The organism is Mammaliicoccus sp. D-M19 (assembly GCF_022386695.1).
GTDB classification, from domain to species: Bacteria; Bacillota; Bacilli; order Staphylococcales; family Staphylococcaceae; genus Mammaliicoccus; species Mammaliicoccus sciuri.
This window is the reverse complement of the sequence record NZ_JAJNHW010000001.1, coordinates 838,008-855,700: the sequence shown is the minus strand read 5'-3', so window position 1 is coordinate 855,700 and position 17,693 is coordinate 838,008. Positions and strand designations below refer to the sequence as shown.

Below are 17,693 nucleotides of genomic sequence, written 5' to 3'. Positions count from 1 at the left end.
TTACAAAAGGAGATATTTATATGCTTTTAACAGAAAGAATGAAAGAAGATATATTTTCACAAGCAGAACAAAGTATCATTCAATATTTGTTTGAAGAAAGAGAGAAGATTAAGTCCAAGACGTTAAATCAAATTTCTAAAGAAACATATACACATCCTTCTACTGGTATTCGCATAGCTAAAAAGTTAGGATATGACGGTTGGTTAGAGTTAAAGGATCATTATTTAGAAGAAGTAGAATACTTAAACCGACATTATGAATCAATAGACGCAAACTTCCCATTTGATGCATCAGATAATAACATGTCCATTAGCCATAAATTAGCACGACTCAATCAAACAACGATAGACGACACCGTGCATTTAATAGATCATCAAGAATTGGATAAAGCAGTCGCGTATTTAAACGAAGCGGAAACCATCAAAATCTTTGGACTGTATCATAATTTAATGATATGCGAAGACTTTGAAATGAGAATGAATCAAATTGGCAAGACCGTTAAGCTCTGCGCACTCGAACCCCATTTTGAAATAGAAAAGTCGTCGAAACATACATGTGCCATCTTCATTTCATATAGTGGTGAAAATCAAAGCATCTTGAAATTATTACCGATGTTAAAGAAAAAGCATATTCCAATTATCGGACTCACAAGTATTGGTGAAAATACAGTAACCAAATACGCAGACAGTATATTGCGCATTTCAACAAGAGAAAAGTTGTATTCCAAAATCAGTAACTTCACAACACGAGATTCCATCAGTTTCTTAATGGATATCTTGTATGCTTGCGTGTATGGAACCGATTATGACAAACATACTAATTTTAAAATCAATATCGCTAAAAATTTCGATAACCGCGTGACGCATAATAAGATGATACAGGAGAAGTGATGGATGGGAAAATTTTATAATAATTTTAAAACATGTAACACATCATTCATTTATGACCAGTTAATTTAGTTAATTTCATATTATTTTAAAGGTGTTTTATATTTATTTAATTATAATATTCAATAAATACAAATAAACAAATGTATATTATTAATTGATTGAGTAGAGCGATTTTTAATTTTGCAATCTTAAATAATTATCTTTTTCTTTTGAATTTTAATGATATAATTAAAGTGTGTAAAATGTATTATTTTCCCTATTTCTGAAAACACTTTTAGTATTATGTTGTTTTATAAATAGAAATAGTAGTGAATATTTCATAATATTCACTTGATATTTTACAAAATTATAAATAAAGAAATATTGGATAAGGGGACTGGAATATGAAGTTATTTTTCAAATTTATGAGTATTGCAACGGTTTTAATATACATATTAATTAAAATACAAAATATAGTTCAAGATTATTTAGAAATTAAAAATGGTGAGTATAAAGAGGAATAGAATAAGCGACAGACGATTGACTATGTTGATCTTGTTTGACTGAATTTCCTAAAATTATAATAGATAACAATTTATTAGAAAGAAGAGGAAAAAATGAAAAAAAGAGTTTTAAAGAAGTATAATAATTATAAAAAAAATAAAGGTAAGTTAATATATGTAAATGCAAGACGTAATAAAAAAATTAAAAAAGGAAATATTCTTTTTGAAGCGGTGCATGGAGATACATATAGTGGGCATATTTATTACATGATAAAAGAGTTGTTAAATAATAGTAAACTTAATTTTAAAATTTATGTTTCCTTAAAAGATACTGAAGATATTGAGTTATTATTTGATAAGTCAGAATTAAAGAGAATTAATTTTGTAAAACATATGTCCAATCAATACTACGAATTAATGGCTACTTGTGAATATTTAATAAATGATACGACATTTTATCCGTTCTTTAATAAGAGAGAAGGACAGAAGTATTATATCATTTGGCATGGAACGCCTTTAAAACATATGGGGAAAGATATTCCTAAAGTAGTAGATATTGCTAATGTGCAGAGAAATTTCTATATGGCTGATAGAATATATGTTAATAATCAAAAAACAATGGAAATATTGGCAAGGACACATCATTTAAACAATGTCTATAACGGTAAATTTATAGTTGGTCCTTCTCCAAGAAATAGTGTCTTTTTTGATGAAGAGAAAAGAAATCAGAATAGAAATGATTTCAATTTAAATAATAAAAAAATGCTAGCATATATGCCTACATGGAGAGGGAATATTGGTAGTGTACAGAATTCTCAACATGTTACAAAGTTAATTACATATTTTGAAGAAAATTTAGATGAAAATACAGTGCTATACGTAAAACTTCATCCATTTGAAAAAACTATTATTCCAGATTCATACGAGAAAGTTAAACCATTCCCGTCTAACATTGAGACATATGAATTTCTAGCTGTCACTGATTGTCTTATCACAGACTATTCATCAGTAATGTACGATTACGTGAATTTAGGTAAACCAGTTATACTTTATACTTATGATTATAAAGATTATAAAGAAAATAGAGGTTTATATGACGATTTATCATTATACCCATTTATACAATCAAACAGCTTAGAAGGATTGTTAAAGCAAGTTGAACAAATTCCGCAACAAATCGATTATCAAGAATTTAAAAATGAATATAATAAGTATGACAAGATAGATGCGCCTAAAATCATTATTAATCATATGTTTTTAGATAAAGATGATTTAACGATTGAAGAACATAATCTTCATAATGGTAAAGAAACAGTAGTAATTGTTAGTGGAGGATTTTGGAGTAATGGTATTACGACTGCTTTAATCAACACATTAGAAAATATTGATACTACAGAAAAAAATTATATTTGTTTCTTTGAAAAAGATAAGGTAAAAAAAGAACATTATTATCGCTTGTTAGATTTACCTGAAAACGTTCATTTTTATCCAATAGTTGGAGAAATAAACGGTAGTATTAAAGATAGATTGCTGATGAAAAGATATTTATGGAACGAAAAATTCAAAATTAAAGGTATGGAAAAAGATTTAAGCAGAATTTTCAAAGAAGAATTTAGTAGACTATTTGGTGATTTAAAAATAGATTGGTTTATTCATTATACTGGCTTTGAAAGAAAAAGTGCTGAAATGATGCGACATATTGATACAAATACTGCTATCTGGGTGCATACTGATATGTTTGCTGAGTACGAAGCTAAAAAGAATTTTAGTAAAAAAATTATCTATGGTGCATATGAAAAAGCCAATAAAATCGTACTTGTTCATAGAAATTTAAAAGCAAATCTTATCAATCATTTACCACAAGTTTCTAATAAAATAGTCACTGTAAATAATTTCCTAGGAGAACAAAGAACAAGAAAACTAGCAAAAGAAAATTTATTAGAATCGATTGATAATGTTCATGTTGATTATGCTTATAATGAAAATATGTATTTGGATTTTGCAAATTTAGATCAAGAACAGCTAGATGATAAAATAATGCAGGATTATCCAGAACAAACAGTATTGACGGAAAATATAACTGAGTCTATAAAGCAATTGGAAACTAAAGAAGAACATTCAAAATCAACATTAGTAACTCAAAAAGATAAAATAGAAAAAAGTATTGTAAACTCTATTACTGGACTTTATGAAGATTTCTTAAAAGATAGAGAGTTAACAGAAACGTTCAAACATTTATTTGTGAATAACCAAGATGTAATCGATGAATACTTTAATTTAAATGAGAAGGATCCTATTGTTAATTCTGTGGAATTATATAATCAGATGAGGGTTTCAAAATGTAGAATGCTCGATGCCTTGTATAATCCAGAAATTAAAGTATACATGAATATTGGAAGATATGATTATCAAAAAGGCCACGATAAGTTAATAGCTGCATTTGAAAAGGTCTATATTGAAAATCCAAATGTATTTTTAATTATGGTATGTCCACATGGACCTTTAAAATCTCAAACAATTCAATGGGTTCGAGATTCAGTTGCAAAGGAAAATATTGTAATTCTAGGTGGCATAAACAACCCATATCCTTTATTAGATCATGTGGATGCTTTCATTCTATCTTCAAATTATGAAGGTTTAGGGTTAGTAGTATATGAAGCTTTAGCTTTAAATACTGATGTAATAACAGTGAATTTAAAAGAAACAACTGAATATTTAAATGAAAATCAAGCGATAATTACAGAAAACAGTGTGGAAGGTCTTGTAGATGGACTTATGATACATCTAGAAGGAAATAAATCGTTTGAAGAATTTGATTTCAATTATTATAAAGAAAAATCTAAACAAGAATTTATAAATGTATTTAAGTAAAGGAGATTATTATGACTAAAATAAAAAAAGCAATTATCCCTGCCGCTGGCTTAGGAACAAGATTTTTACCTGCTACAAAAGCAATGCCTAAAGAAATGTTACCAATATTAGATAAACCAACAATTCAATACATCGTAGAAGAAGCGTCACGTGCTGGAATTGAAGATATTATCATTGTAACTGGTAAACATAAACGCGCGATTGAAGATCATTTCGATATTCAAAAAGAACTTGAAACAACTTTATATGAGAAAGGTAAAATTGAATTACTTGATAAAGTTCAATATTCAACAGAATTAGCGAATATCTTCTATGTAAGACAGAAAGAACAAAAAGGATTAGGACATGCGATCCATACAGCGAAGCAATTTATTGGAAACGAACCTTTCGCAGTACTGCTAGGTGATGACATTGTTGAATCTGACAATCCAGCTATTAAACAGTTAATGGAACAATATGAAGCGACAGGTAAATCAGTTATTGGTGTACAAACGGTGCCTGAATCAGAAACACATCGTTATGGTATCATTGACCCGAATTCACAAGATGACCGTTTATATGAGGTAAGTCGTTTTGTGGAAAAACCTGAACAAGGGACTGCACCATCAAATTTAGCGATTATGGGTAGATACGTTTTATCTCCTCAAATCTTTGACTATCTTGAGAATCAAACTGAAGGTAGTGGCGGAGAAATTCAATTAACAGATGCGATAGAACGTTTAAATAAAGATGATAAAGTTTACGCGTATGATTTTGAAGGACAACGCTATGATGTCGGAGAGAAAATTGGATTTGTGAAGACAACAATAGAATACGCATTAAAAGATGAAGAAATGCGTGATGAAATTAAACGATATATTCAAACATTAGAAATTTAAGTAAAGGAGCTAGAACTTTGAGAGCACAATGGGAACAAAGATTATCTGAAAGCTTAGTTGAACAGTTTCATAATGTTCAAACAGAAGAAGAGATTGAAGCGGGATTTACCGATGTATTATCATTTGGAACAGCAGGTATAAGAAGTACGTTCGGAATCGGCCCAGGTCGATTAAATAAATTCACGATTCAAAAGTTTGCGCTAGGTTTAGCTAAATATTTAACTCATATTACAAATACTCCTAAAATCGTTATTCATTTTGATACACGTCATTTATCTAAAGAATTTGCGTTAGAAATCGCGAAAGTATTGGGTACAAATGGTATTGAAGTTATCTTGCCAGAAACCTACAAATCAACACCAGAACTATCATTCGCAGTACGACACTTGAAAACAACAGCGGGTATTATGATAACTGCAAGTCATAACCCTAAGAATTATAACGGAATCAAAGTATATGGTTCAGATGGTGGACAGTTATTAACCGAGCCTTCATTAGAATTAAGCCGTTATATTGATACAGTAGAAGACCCATTAAATATACAAACAGACAACCTTGAAGCATTACAAGAACGTGAACTGATTTTACCATTTAAAGAAGAAACAACTAAAGCTTATAAAGCAGCGGTTAAAAATCTTGTTGGTTCATTTGAATCAGCTGAAACAAAAGCGATTTTAACAAGTTTACATGGAACAAGTCTGCCTTTATTGTCAGATGTGCTTGAAGATTTGTCATATACAAACTATGTTATTGAAGAAGCACAATCTACACCTAACGGTGATTTTCCAACAGTGCGTATAGCTAATCCGGAAGAAGCAGATACGTTTGAATTAAGTAAGCAATTAGCTGAGAAAGAACAGGCTCATCTCATTATCGCAACCGATCCAGATGCCGACAGAATCGGTATTGTTGAACGTTATGAAGATGGGACAACAAGATATTTCAATGGTAATGAGATTGGACTATTACTTATTAAACTGAGATATGCACAATTAGCAAGCGATGCACATAAATACATGATTAAATCTGTCGTAACTGGTGCTTTAAGTGAAAAATTAGCACAATCATTAAATATTGAAGTTATCAATGTATTAACAGGTTTCAAATACATTTCAGAACAATTAAAGCAATTAGAAGATAATCAATCACAACTAGTTTTAGCTTTCGAAGAAAGCCATGGTTATTTAGTAAAAGACTTCTCAAGAGATAAAGATGCGATACAAACAGCAGCATTATTGATTAAATATAAAGAACAACTGGCACAAGAAAACAAGACATTCAAAGACGTATTAAATAATATTTATCAAGAACTCGGTCATTATAAAGATAAGACCCTCTCACCAACATTTGAAGGTGTAGAAGGACGAGAGAAAATCAAACAAATTATGAATGACTTTAAACAGTTAGAAACAATAGATATAGAGAATTTAAAACCACTGTTTATAGAAAATTATATTACGAAAGAATCACTTAATGTTAAAAACGGTAAGACCCAAACCATTCACTTACCAAAAACAGATCTCATTAAGTTTATATTTCAAGAAGGATTTATAGCGGTTAGACCATCAGGAACAGAACCTAAAATGAAACTGTATTTCTCATTGAATATAGAGAAATTCGATGATGTGATTGAGGAATTTGAAAGAAAATTTAATTTAAAATAAGATGTAAAGCAAAAAGCAACCTTTCATGAAAAAGAAAGGTTACTTTTTTGTGTGGGATTATATTTGGTTAAAGTTTATTGGTAATTTAACCTTGACTTCTATGTGATTTAAATACTAATTAAGTTGATTTTTATAGGTTAAGAATTAACGAATTTTAAGAGATTAATTTCAAAAAATTACTCGTTACTCACTCTTACCAAACGATCTGCAACGGTATCAGGTTTAATATCATTGTAACTATATGATAATTTATGAATATAAGTACTATTAAATAATGAATTAAATTCATCAATGTTAATGACCTCTCTGGATTTTTTCCAAAGTTCAAAAGTAGGAGCTGAATTTATTTTTGGAGAATTTTCCCATTGTCGCTTAAATTCATTATCTATTTGGCTTAAGAAATACCAATATGTGTGGAACTGAAAATATTCAATGAAGGATTCATGATTCTCTAACCATAAATTTATAGCTGATAGCATAATAGAAATTGGATAATTATTTTTCTCTTTTGTATATATTAACCAATTGGATATTTGATTAAACCCAACTGATCTTTGTGCCCAAACCTGTGCGCTTGATTCATTTATATCTTGGATAGTTTCTAAGATTTTTTCTGTGGGAAATGCTGTAGCATCTACCCATAAACCACCATGTTGTTTTAAAATATTTAAACGTAACCAATCACTCCAATGAGCAATTGAATTTTCTTTTAATTTATTAATATTTTTAGGGAATATAGTGATCTCTTCATCTAAATAATTTAAATAGTTTTGATCATCAAGAAAAATAATATTAAAATTAGAAAAAATTTTTTCTACTTGTTTTTTTACTGATTGTATCATAATAGGTGAGCTATCCCATCCAGTATTCCAATATAAAAAAACATTGTTATCTTTTATGTCTTCTGGTTTGTCTTTAACTGTCTCTTTTAAGTAGCGCAAATTATCACTTAAAAATACAAGAGTATTATATTTTATAAATGCAGAGTTATGGTGAATTCTTAGTAGATCAGAAATATCTATTTTATTTAAATACTCATCATTTAATCCATTTCTTATGTGATCATTCACTCCTGAAGAGGTTCCTCTTGATCCTCCACGCCAAGCTAATTCTAGTTCTAACATCCATTGAGCAGTATGTGTATTAATCATTTTATCTTCCTTTCACTAAGTAATATACTTAATTTTATTACAATTTATTATAAAAAAACAGTTTAATTGTGAAAAATAAAATGAGAAATATTTTTAAGAACAAAAAGTTGTTTATAAGAATACGAATTATGTGATCAATAAATTTTAATTATAATGTATTTAGAAAAGCAATCATTTATGAAGGGGATCTTTTTGTGTCATTAAATTTAATAAAAGTAAATTGTTAATAAATATACTAATAATGCTTTTTTAAATGGATTATACAAAAGATTTAATAATGGTGAAATAGGAAATTAAAATTAAAATTGTTAAAATCAAATTTACAAATGTAATAATTTGTAGTTTAATAATAATGATGATATTTACATAGGGAAGAAGGTAAAATATTGAAAAATATAATTTTTGTAGCTGCTATTTTTTGTCTAACCGTATTGTCTGCAATTTATATGATTAAAAATGATAATAATTCAACGGATAGTAAAGATACAAAACAAGAAAAAACTGACCAAGCAACTAAGAAAAAAAGTAAAACTCAAAATAAACCAGAAAAAGATTTGAACATAAAAACAGAGAAAGATTTAGCTAAGATTATTTATAGTGAAGAAGACGAACAAACAAAAATGAATGCTTATAATGAAGCAATTAAAAAAGGCATATTACCAAGGAGTAATAACTATCAAGAATCTGTATATGCATATGAAGAATCAGTTTGGTTAAAAAACAATTAAAAAATTTTAGTAGAAGTAAATAGTACGATTGGTAATAATATTAAAATGATTGAATAATATACTTTTAAAGTGTGGAGAACGAATATATGAGAGATAACAAGGTTTGGATTTTTAATGCAACAAATGAATTTATCGGAAACCCCAAATGGCTATTTATATATATTAATAAATATAGAAAAGATATAAAAGCTTATTGGATGTGTGACGATGAGAAGGTTGTTAACAATATTAAAGAGTTAGGATATGAGGCAGAATTATATTCTTCAAAAAAAGCAGAAAAAATTAAAAAGATAGCTGGTGTTTTTGTTGTACATCAAGTTAAAGAGCATATTCCTAATAAATTCAAAGATGAAGTGATTATGTTAAATTTATGGCATGGAGTAGGATTAAAACCTATTGAGCGATTTGTTGAATCACCAGGTATAAAATATAGAACTTATAAAAAATATATAAAATACAATAATGTATATCGTAATAATCAATTGTTTTTAGTAACTTCTGAATTTATGGAAAATCATTTTTCAAAGATGATTAAATTAGATAGTGATCAAGTAATTAAAAGTGGTTATCCATCAGTAATGTATGATAAAAAAAGGTTTAATAGTGATAATAGAAGTATTCTTATCGAAAAAAGAAAAAACGAGGATACTAAAATTGCATTATATGCTCCAACTTTCCGTGACTATTCTATGGAAGGTTTTTTTGGAGAGGCAATTCCTGATTTTTCATTATTATTGGAAAAGTTACAAAAAAATAATATACTCTTGATAATTAAAATGCATTATTTAGTTAAAGAGGACGTACAGTATTTAAATATTAAAAATAAATATAAGAACAATCCAAATATTATTTTTTGGGATGAAGAAAAAGATATATATGAATTATTTGAAGATATTGACATTGGTATAGTTGATTATTCTTCAATTTATTACGATTTATTAGCTTCGGGTGTTACAAAATTCATTAGATATATTTATGACTATGAAAAATATATTTCCAATCGTAATCTTATTGAAAATTACGATGAAAACACATCAGGTATTATATCAAATGATTTCAATGAATTACTAGATGCTTTGGATAATATAAGGTGTTATGAAGAAGATGATGATAATTTAAAACATCTAAAAGAAAAGTTCTGGAGTTATGACAAAGGTAGTTTTGAAGAAATTATAAGTAAGACTCTGGATTTCAAAATAAAAGATAAAGGCTTAAATACTTTATATAGTTTTGATGTTTTTGACACAATTCTTCAAAGAAAAACATTAAAGCCAGAAGGTATTTTTTACTATGTCAAAGATAAATTATTAAGAGAAGATACTCAAGTACCCTTCTATGTCATTCAAAACTATCCAAGAATTCGTATACAAGCTGAGAAGTATGTTAGAGATTATTATAAAAAATCTCAGTTTATAAGGGAAGATAATAGATTAGAAATATATTTTGAAGACATTTTTAAGAGAATACAAGATATATATAGTTTGAGTAATAAAGATACTGATTTATTAATGGAATTAGAGATTCAAGCAGAACTGTCAAATGTTGAGGCGAGAAAAGAAGGATTAGATGAATTAATTAAACTAGTTAATAGCGGTGAAAAAGTCATTTTAATAAGTGACATGTACCTACCAAAGCATATTATTAAGAAAATGTTAACTAGAGTTAGTCCCATCCTTGAAAATTTATCGCTTTATTTATCTAGTGAAATTGGCAACCAAAAGTCTACTAGCTTGCTATACTTAGATATTTTTGAAGACCTGGAATATGATTACAAAGGTTGGGTACACTATGGTGATAATAAACATGCAGATGTAAATGTACCTCAAAAATTAAATATAAGAACAAATGAACAAAAATTGTTGTCTTTTAATAAATATGAAAATCAACTTATAAATCGTAATAAAAATTATGATACTTATTTACTTGCTACATTACTTGCAAGATTTAGAAATGAAGTTTCATCTGACCGAGATTATTATGTTTTTAGTTATATAAGTAGTTATTTTGTGCCTTATGTTCATTGGTGTATAAAAAAAGCTATAAACGAAAAAATAGAAACTTTATATTTTATATCTCGAGACGGAGATTTACTTAAAAAAGTAGCAGATGAAATAATTAGTCATCAAAATTATGATATTAAAACTAAATATATATACGGTTCTAGGAAGGCATGGAGAATACCGTCATTTATTAATAAAGTAGATGAAGAATTTTATTCACCTTTTGGAAATTTTGCAGGTTTAACAAATTACAAAAGTATGTTAGATGCGTTGTATCTTACAGAGAATGAGTTTGCTGATATTTTTCCAGATCTGTTGTTTTTAAAACATGATGGAAAATTTGATTACAAAACAAAAGAACTTATTAGATTAACTGCAAAAAGAAATCAAAAATATAACGAATATTTATTATCAAAAGCTGAGAATGATAGAAAAATAGTTAATAAATATTTGAGTCAAGAAATTGATTTTAATGAAAAATTTGCATTTGTAGAATACTGGGGTAGAGGTTATACGCAAGACTGTTTACATCGACTGTTATCTAATATTACTAAAGATAGTGTTAGTACAATTTTCTTTTATGCCAGAAGTATATATCAATCTACTGGTAACGTAATAAGATATAATTATACTTCCAAAATGACTTCTTTGATTTTCATAGAATCTATATTTGCTAATATCCCATATAAATCTGTTAGTAATTATAAATATAAGGGTGAAACAATAATTCCTAATATCGAATATAAACCAAATGATAGAAATTTATATGAGTCTATGGAAAACTTGTTACCAAAATTCATAGATAAATTTTATAATTTAAAGTTTATTGACCAAGATGAAATTGAGAGAAACTTTTATGATTTTGGAGTAGATTATTTTAGAAATAAACCAGATGATGAACTTATTATTAAATATTTTGCTCCCCTTAAAGACTCTGTAATTCTATTTGAACCAGAAGTAGAATATGCACCCCCAATAACTTATAAAATGGCCTCCAAAAAACTAATTGGAAAAAAGGTACCGTTAAAAACAAAAAATAAGATTATGTCTATTAAGCGATCTCCAAAAGGTGTTCAAGCAGCATATAATATTTACAATAAATTTATAAAGAAAAATAAAGTAATTAAAAAAGTATATAGAAAAATAAAAAAATAAAAGGTTGAGGTAGTTAATGAAATTATGGTTATTTGGTACGTATAAATGGCAAGGTAATCCAAAAGCCTTGTTTATGTATATGAACAAACATTATAAAAAAACCCATGAACTATGGTGGATAGCAGATAACAAAGAAGATGCTCAAAAAGTAAAATCATTAGGATTCAATTCAACATATTTGAATTCTAATATTTCAAATTACTTATTCAAGAATGCTGATGTTTATGTTAATGAAAATTTTAGACAAACATATCCAAGTAGTATGAATGATAATATTACAATTTTAAATATGTGGCATGGTGTAGGTATTAAACATATTGAGCTTGGCTTGGGGATGGAATCAGCACTTAGTCAAGATATTGTAAAAAAATATATAAAGAATACTGATTTGTATAAAAAGAACACGTTATTTTTATCTACATCCCCATTTATGGATCAGCATTTTAAAAAAGATACTTTAATTGACAGTCAGCATTTTATTAAAGGTCCATATCCTAGGAATATAGTTTATAAGGATTCTGACTTAACTCAAATTGATAACTATACTCAACTTTCTAAATTAGATGATTATAATAAAGTTTACTTATTTGCACCAACTTATAGATATAGACAGATAAATGGAGTGTTTAGCTCATTAATCCCAGATTTAGCAAAACTTAATAGAAGTTTAGCTAATACAAATTCGTGCATGATTATTAAAGTGCATCCATTTATGACAAAAGATCTTGAGTACCAATACGTAATAACAAACCAACAAGAATATTCAAATATAATTTTATGGAATGATGAATTCGATATATATGAAATATTCAACAAAATTGATATAGGTATAGTTGACTATTCATCTATTTTTTACGATTTATTGGAAGCTGGTGTTGACAAGTACATCCGTTATATACCGGATTATGATGAGTATATTAATGATTCAGAATTAATTGCTGATTATTTTGAAAATACAGATGGTGAAATTGTAAACTCATATAATGACCTTTTAACTGTAATTGAAGGTGACGTCAAGCCAGTTAATAACATTGAAAATTTATTAAACAAATTTTTTGAGCACGGCAAAAATTTCAGTATTGATAACATAATTAATGAAGCTGATTCGTTTACTCCCAAAAAAGGAAAGCTCCCTGAGTTACATACTTTTGATATATTTGATACTTTGTTTAGAAGAAAAACTCTCGAGCCTAGAAGTATATTTTATAAAGTACAGCAGAATTTAAGGAGAAGTGAAATCTCATTTCCAAAGTTTTTTGTAGAAGAATATCCTAAAATACGGCATCAAGTTGAAATGGATTTAAGAGATGTATTTAGAAAAACTGTATTTGAAAGAGAGACTAATAAGTTAGAAATATCACTGTATGAACTTTTAAAAAGATTACAAGAAAATTTCGAATTATCAAATGAACAACTTGATTTCCTATTTAAAAGAGAAATAGAAGAAGAAATTAAAAATGTAGAACCATTACATGATAAAATTGAAGAATTATTTTCATTAAAAGCTAATGGACATGAAATAGTATTATTAAGTGATATGTATTTGCCTGAAAATATAATTAAAGAAATGCTCATGAAAGTTGATGAAAGGTTTAATAATATAAAACTTTATGTTTCTAGTGAAATAGGCTATCAAAAATCAACAGGTAAATTATACGAGTATCTATTCTTTAATGTAGATTCATATAACTTCACGAAGTGGATACACCATGGTGATAATAATCATGCAGATGGTAACGTACCTAGGAGATATGGCATAAAAACGATTGTTCATGATATGGATACTTATATTCCGTTCGAAAGATATTTGATAAATGAATCTACTCACGAATATAAATGGGATAGTTATAAAATAGCTACTAAAATCCAAAGGTTTAGATGGGAATGCTTAAATGCTAAAAGTATGACGTTTGATGATAAGTTGTTTTATAGTTTTGCATACATTGGTTCTGCATTTGTTCCTTATGTACATTGGGCAATAAAACATGCAATAGAGCAAGGGTATGAAATATTGTACTTTATTTCAAGAGATGGTCATTTCTTGAAGGAAATTGCCGATGTACTTATAAAAGAATTAAATCTCCCGATAAAAACTAAGTACATTTATGGATCAAGAAAGGCATGGAGAGTGGCTTCATTTATAAATAAAATTGATGATGAATCATTTACACCTTTTGGAATGTTTTCAAATATAACAAATTTTGATGATTTAGTTTCAAGTAGCCAAATTTCTAAAGAAAAATTATTAGATTTAGTGCCTAACCTTAATAAATATCAATATAAAACAATTGGGGAAACTGATTTAATAGAAATTAGAAGAATATTAAGTGAATCACATGACTATCATAATGAGGTTCTAAAATTAGCAACAGAAAAACGAAAATTAGTAACAAAATATTTGAAAGAGAATATTGATTTTTCTCAAAAGTTTGCATTTGTTGAGTTTTGGGGGAGAGGTTATACTCAAGACACTTTAACTAGACTTTTAGACAATGCTGCGGGTAGAAAAATACTAAATCCGTTTTATTATATAAGAAACTTTACACCTAATTTTGATAATTCGATACGACATCGATTTACTGTAAAACCTTCTAATTATAGTTATTTTGAACCGATATTTGCTCAAACACCTTATTTAAGTATTCCAGGTTATGAAAATGATGACAATGGTACTGTAAAACCATTGATTATTCCACAAGAAAATGAATTTCATGAAAGCATTAGTGAAGGAATTAAAAGATTTGCGAAAATGTATGCGGAATTAGTTCCTGAGTTTACAGAAGACTATGAAAGAAATCTAGCTGATTTATCATATTCATATCAGTTTGCAAATCCAACGGATTATTATATTGCAACTGTATTTTCTAAGTTTAAAGATAATATTGGTATGTATGGTGAAACAAGAGAGTTCGCACCACAAATTACTGAATATGATCTTAAAACAGTAGGTATTGCTAATATTAGATTACTTACTAGAAATCTTGAAATGTCGGTTGCAAGATCAAGCGAAAGTATAAGAAAGAGAATCAATGCACACTATAGAAGTGATTTTAAAGGTTTAAATAAGCATTTTATTATTAATGATTTAAATAGATATATACAAATTGATGAATTTCCTAAATATATAATTAATAAGAAAGAGCAACCTGTTTTTGAGAATGTTAATTGGACTGTGAATTCTAAGTCTGCTAGGAGAATCAAAAAAAGTGAAATTATTAAAGCGATTGGCTATGAATGGACACATTCGGGTGTGCCAAGAATTAGAATAGAAGATGGTTTTATAACTGCAAGTACAGAATTTGTTGGTGTTATAAGTGATATTAATTACGTATATTCAAGAGGAATACAAACTTTATATAGATTATCAGATTTAAAAGATGAAATATATGTAACTAGTGAAAATGAGAAACTAGATGTTTTAGACTATGCAATAAACTCTAATAATTATCATGTTTTACTAACTAATAAGGGATATATATTATTATCTAATAAAAGTATTTCGATAAGTATCGACAATACCAATACAAAATCAAATATCAAACATGAAGCATTTAATAGTAAAAACGTTATTTTTAAAAAGCCTTTTAGTTGGTATGAACAGCCATCACTAACTTCAATTAAACATATCGAGAATGATATATCGCAATTGTACTTCGTTGATGAAACTCTGACAGGAGATGACGAAATTTTATATTTGAGAATTAATAACAGATATGTACCGGTTGATGTTAACGAAATTATAGATGTTAATAACAATTATAAAAATTATATTTATAATATGAAATATCCTTATGTTGAATTAAAAGACGATACGGCGGTATTTAACTCAATACATTTTAATGAGAAAACAAAATTATTAAATAAGTTATCTCGATATTCACAGTATAAAATTGAAGGAATAGAATGGTTAGAAAACGGTGTACCAAGGTTAAAGATTAGCAAAGGATATATATCAGCAAACCTTAAGTATGTTATTCCAAAAAGTAATTTAGAGCCGATTAAAAATACTATAAAAAGAAATGAATTAGTATATAAAAGCTTAATAAAATTAAGACACAGATTTAAAAAATAATTAAGAAAAAGAAATAAATTCGGGATAGGAGATATTAATATGATATATGCTGGTATATTGGCTGGAGGAATTGGTTCTAGAATGGGAAATGTTCCACTTCCAAAGCAATTTTTAGAACTGGATGGAAAACCAATTATTGTCCATACACTTGAAAAATTTATACTAACAAAAGAATTTGACAAGATATATATAGCTACTCCACAAGAGTGGGTAACTCATACTAAAGATACTCTAAGCAAGTATAATCTTTTAGAAGACAGAATAGAGATAATAGCTGGCGGGAAAGATCGAAATGAAACAATTATGAATATCATAAGCTCGATTAACGACTATAAGACATTAAAAGATGAAGACGTAATTATTACTCATGATGCAGTTCGTCCATTTCTTACTAGAAGAATAATTAAAGAAAATATTGACTGTGTATTAGAATATGGCGCTGTCGATACAGTAATTCCTGCTACAGATACAATCATAAGTTCTGAAGATGGAAAATATATAAATGATATACCAGTTAGAGATATTATGTATCAAGGACAAACTCCGCAATCTTTCAATATAAACTTATTACTTGAAAATTATAATAAACTTACAAATCAAGAAAAAGGAATACTTACTGATGCCTGTAAAATTTTAATAGTTTCTAATCAAAATGTTAAGTTAGTTTCAGGTGAACTGTATAATATTAAAATTACTACTCCTTATGACTTGAAAGTTGCAAATTCAATCATTAAAGGTGGAATCATAAATGATTAATCAAGTATATCAACTTGTCGCACCTCGCCAATTTGAGATTACTTATAATAATGAATCCATAACAGATAATAAAGTGGTAGTTAGACCACTTTATTTATCTATATGTGCAGCAGACCAGAGATATTATACTGGGAATAGAAATGAGGATGTTTTAGAAAAAAAACTACCTATGTCCTTAATTCATGAAGCTGTAGGAGAGGTTGTATATGATTTTAAAGGCAGATATAAAAAAGGGACTAAGGTTATTTTAGTACCAAACTCACCAGTGGAGAAAGATGAGATAGTTGGTGAAAACTACTTAGCTAGTAGTAAATTTAGATCTAGTGGATATGATGGTTTTATGCAAGATTATGTATTTATGGAGTATGATAGAATAGTTGAAATTCCTGAAGAAATAGACTTGAGTATTATATCTTATTCTGAATTAGTGACAGTTAGTTGGCATGCAATACAAAGATTTGAAAAAAAATCTATTTCAAGTAGAAGTAGTTTTGGCATATGGGGAGACGGCAATCTAGGTTATATTACGGCAATTTTGTTACGTAAGTTATATCCTAATGCACTGATCTATGTATTTGGGAAAACTGATTTTAAATTAAGCCATTTTTCATTTGTAGATGATATATTTTATATTAATCATTTACCAAAAGATCTTAAAATTGATCATGCTTTTGAATGTGTGGGAGGAAAGGGAAGCCAGTCAGCAATAAATCAAATAATAGATTTAATTTCTCCGGAAGGTAGTATCTCATTACTTGGAGTTAGTGAATATCCTATAGAAGTTAATACTAGATTAGTACTTGAAAAAGGTATAACAATGATAGGAAGTAGTAGAAGTAGTGCTAAAGATTTCCAAGAAGTAGCGTTATTTTACGATCAAAATCCAGATGTTATAGAGAAATTAGCACTACTTAAAAGTAAAGAATTTGAAGTTAAAAATATCAATGATGCAATTGATGCATTTGAATATGACTTATCAAAATCCTGGGGTAAGACTATAATTAAATGGGACTTATAAATTAATATTAACTAAAGGAACTTGTTGG

The 17,693-nt window shown here is 27.8% G+C and carries 10 protein-coding genes; 9 read left to right on the top strand and 1 reads right to left on the bottom strand.

From position 1 onward, the window contains the following. Nucleotides 1–20 precede the first annotated feature (20 nt). The 4 genes from LQ675_RS04365 to LQ675_RS04350 all read left to right on the top strand — a co-directional run bounded on the left by LQ675_RS04365 (nt 21) and on the right by LQ675_RS04350 (nt 6,785). Nucleotides 21–890, top strand: a complete 870-nt coding sequence (locus LQ675_RS04365; RefSeq protein WP_239726581.1) for a MurR/RpiR family transcriptional regulator — start codon at nt 21–23, stop codon at nt 888–890. 596 nt (nt 891–1,486) lie between these two features. Beyond that, the gene (locus LQ675_RS04360) at nt 1,487–4,243 is read left to right on the top strand and encodes a CDP-glycerol glycerophosphotransferase family protein (protein ID WP_239726582.1); all 2,757 of its coding nucleotides are present in this window, start codon (nt 1,487–1,489) and stop codon (nt 4,241–4,243) included. Nucleotides 4,244–4,254: 11 nt separating this feature from the next. Next, entirely contained in the window at nt 4,255–5,121 is an 867-nt protein-coding gene (galU, locus tag LQ675_RS04355; RefSeq protein ID WP_159314788.1) for a UTP--glucose-1-phosphate uridylyltransferase GalU, read from the top strand. A gap of 17 nt (nt 5,122–5,138) precedes the next feature. Beyond that, the gene (locus tag LQ675_RS04350) at nt 5,139–6,785 is read left to right on the top strand and encodes a phospho-sugar mutase (protein WP_159314789.1); all 1,647 of its coding nucleotides are present in this window, start codon (nt 5,139–5,141) and stop codon (nt 6,783–6,785) included. 176 nt (nt 6,786–6,961) lie between these two features. Here LQ675_RS04350 and LQ675_RS04345 read toward each other — a convergent pair whose 3' ends face one another. Then, a complete protein-coding gene (locus tag LQ675_RS04345) occupies nt 6,962–7,936 on the bottom strand; it encodes a capsular polysaccharide synthesis protein (RefSeq protein ID WP_159314790.1) in 975 nt (324 codons plus the stop codon). 386 nt (nt 7,937–8,322) lie between these two features. Between LQ675_RS04345 and LQ675_RS04340 the strand changes: the two genes are divergently transcribed. The 5 genes from LQ675_RS04340 to LQ675_RS04320 all read left to right on the top strand — a co-directional run bounded on the left by LQ675_RS04340 (nt 8,323) and on the right by LQ675_RS04320 (nt 17,665). Further along, nucleotides 8,323–8,664, top strand: a complete 342-nt coding sequence (locus tag LQ675_RS04340; protein WP_159314791.1) for a hypothetical protein — start codon at nt 8,323–8,325, stop codon at nt 8,662–8,664. Nucleotides 8,665–8,750: 86 nt separating this feature from the next. After that, nucleotides 8,751–11,819, top strand: coding sequence for a CDP-glycerol glycerophosphotransferase family protein (locus LQ675_RS04335; protein WP_239726583.1), 3,069 nt, complete (start codon nt 8,751–8,753; stop codon nt 11,817–11,819). A gap of 16 nt (nt 11,820–11,835) precedes the next feature. Continuing rightward, a complete protein-coding gene (locus tag LQ675_RS04330) occupies nt 11,836–15,891 on the top strand; it encodes a CDP-glycerol glycerophosphotransferase family protein (protein ID WP_239726584.1) in 4,056 nt (1,351 codons plus the stop codon). 39 nt (nt 15,892–15,930) lie between these two features. Beyond that, on the top strand, nt 15,931–16,647 hold the full coding sequence (locus LQ675_RS04325; protein ID WP_159314794.1) for a D-ribitol-5-phosphate cytidylyltransferase: 717 nt from the start codon (nt 15,931–15,933) through the stop codon (nt 16,645–16,647). Then, nucleotides 16,640–17,665 carry an alcohol dehydrogenase catalytic domain-containing protein gene (locus tag LQ675_RS04320; RefSeq protein ID WP_239726585.1) on the top strand — a complete coding sequence of 342 codons (1,026 nt, stop codon included), beginning with the start codon at nt 16,640–16,642 and terminating at the stop codon, nt 17,663–17,665. The genes LQ675_RS04325 and LQ675_RS04320 overlap by 8 nt, the downstream gene beginning before the upstream one ends. The last annotated feature ends 28 nt before the right edge of the window (nt 17,666–17,693 follow it).

What these genes read in the sequence shown, in the direction of transcription:
- LQ675_RS04365 (WP_239726581.1), top strand. Translation starts at nt 21, where the DNA reads ATGCTTTTAACAGAAAGAATGAAAGAAGATATATTTTCACAAGCAGAA.
- LQ675_RS04360 (WP_239726582.1), top strand. Translation starts at nt 1,487, where the DNA reads ATGAAAAAAAGAGTTTTAAAGAAGTATAATAATTATAAAAAAAATAAA.
- galU (WP_159314788.1), top strand. Translation starts at nt 4,255, where the DNA reads ATGACTAAAATAAAAAAAGCAATTATCCCTGCCGCTGGCTTAGGAACA.
- LQ675_RS04345 (WP_159314790.1), bottom strand. Translation starts at nt 7,936, where the DNA reads ATGATTAATACACATACTGCTCAATGGATGTTAGAACTAGAATTAGCT.
- LQ675_RS04335 (WP_239726583.1), top strand. Translation starts at nt 8,751, where the DNA reads ATGAGAGATAACAAGGTTTGGATTTTTAATGCAACAAATGAATTTATC.
- LQ675_RS04330 (WP_239726584.1), top strand. Translation starts at nt 11,836, where the DNA reads ATGAAATTATGGTTATTTGGTACGTATAAATGGCAAGGTAATCCAAAA.
- LQ675_RS04325 (WP_159314794.1), top strand. Translation starts at nt 15,931, where the DNA reads ATGATATATGCTGGTATATTGGCTGGAGGAATTGGTTCTAGAATGGGA.
- LQ675_RS04320 (WP_239726585.1), top strand. Translation starts at nt 16,640, where the DNA reads ATGATTAATCAAGTATATCAACTTGTCGCACCTCGCCAATTTGAGATT.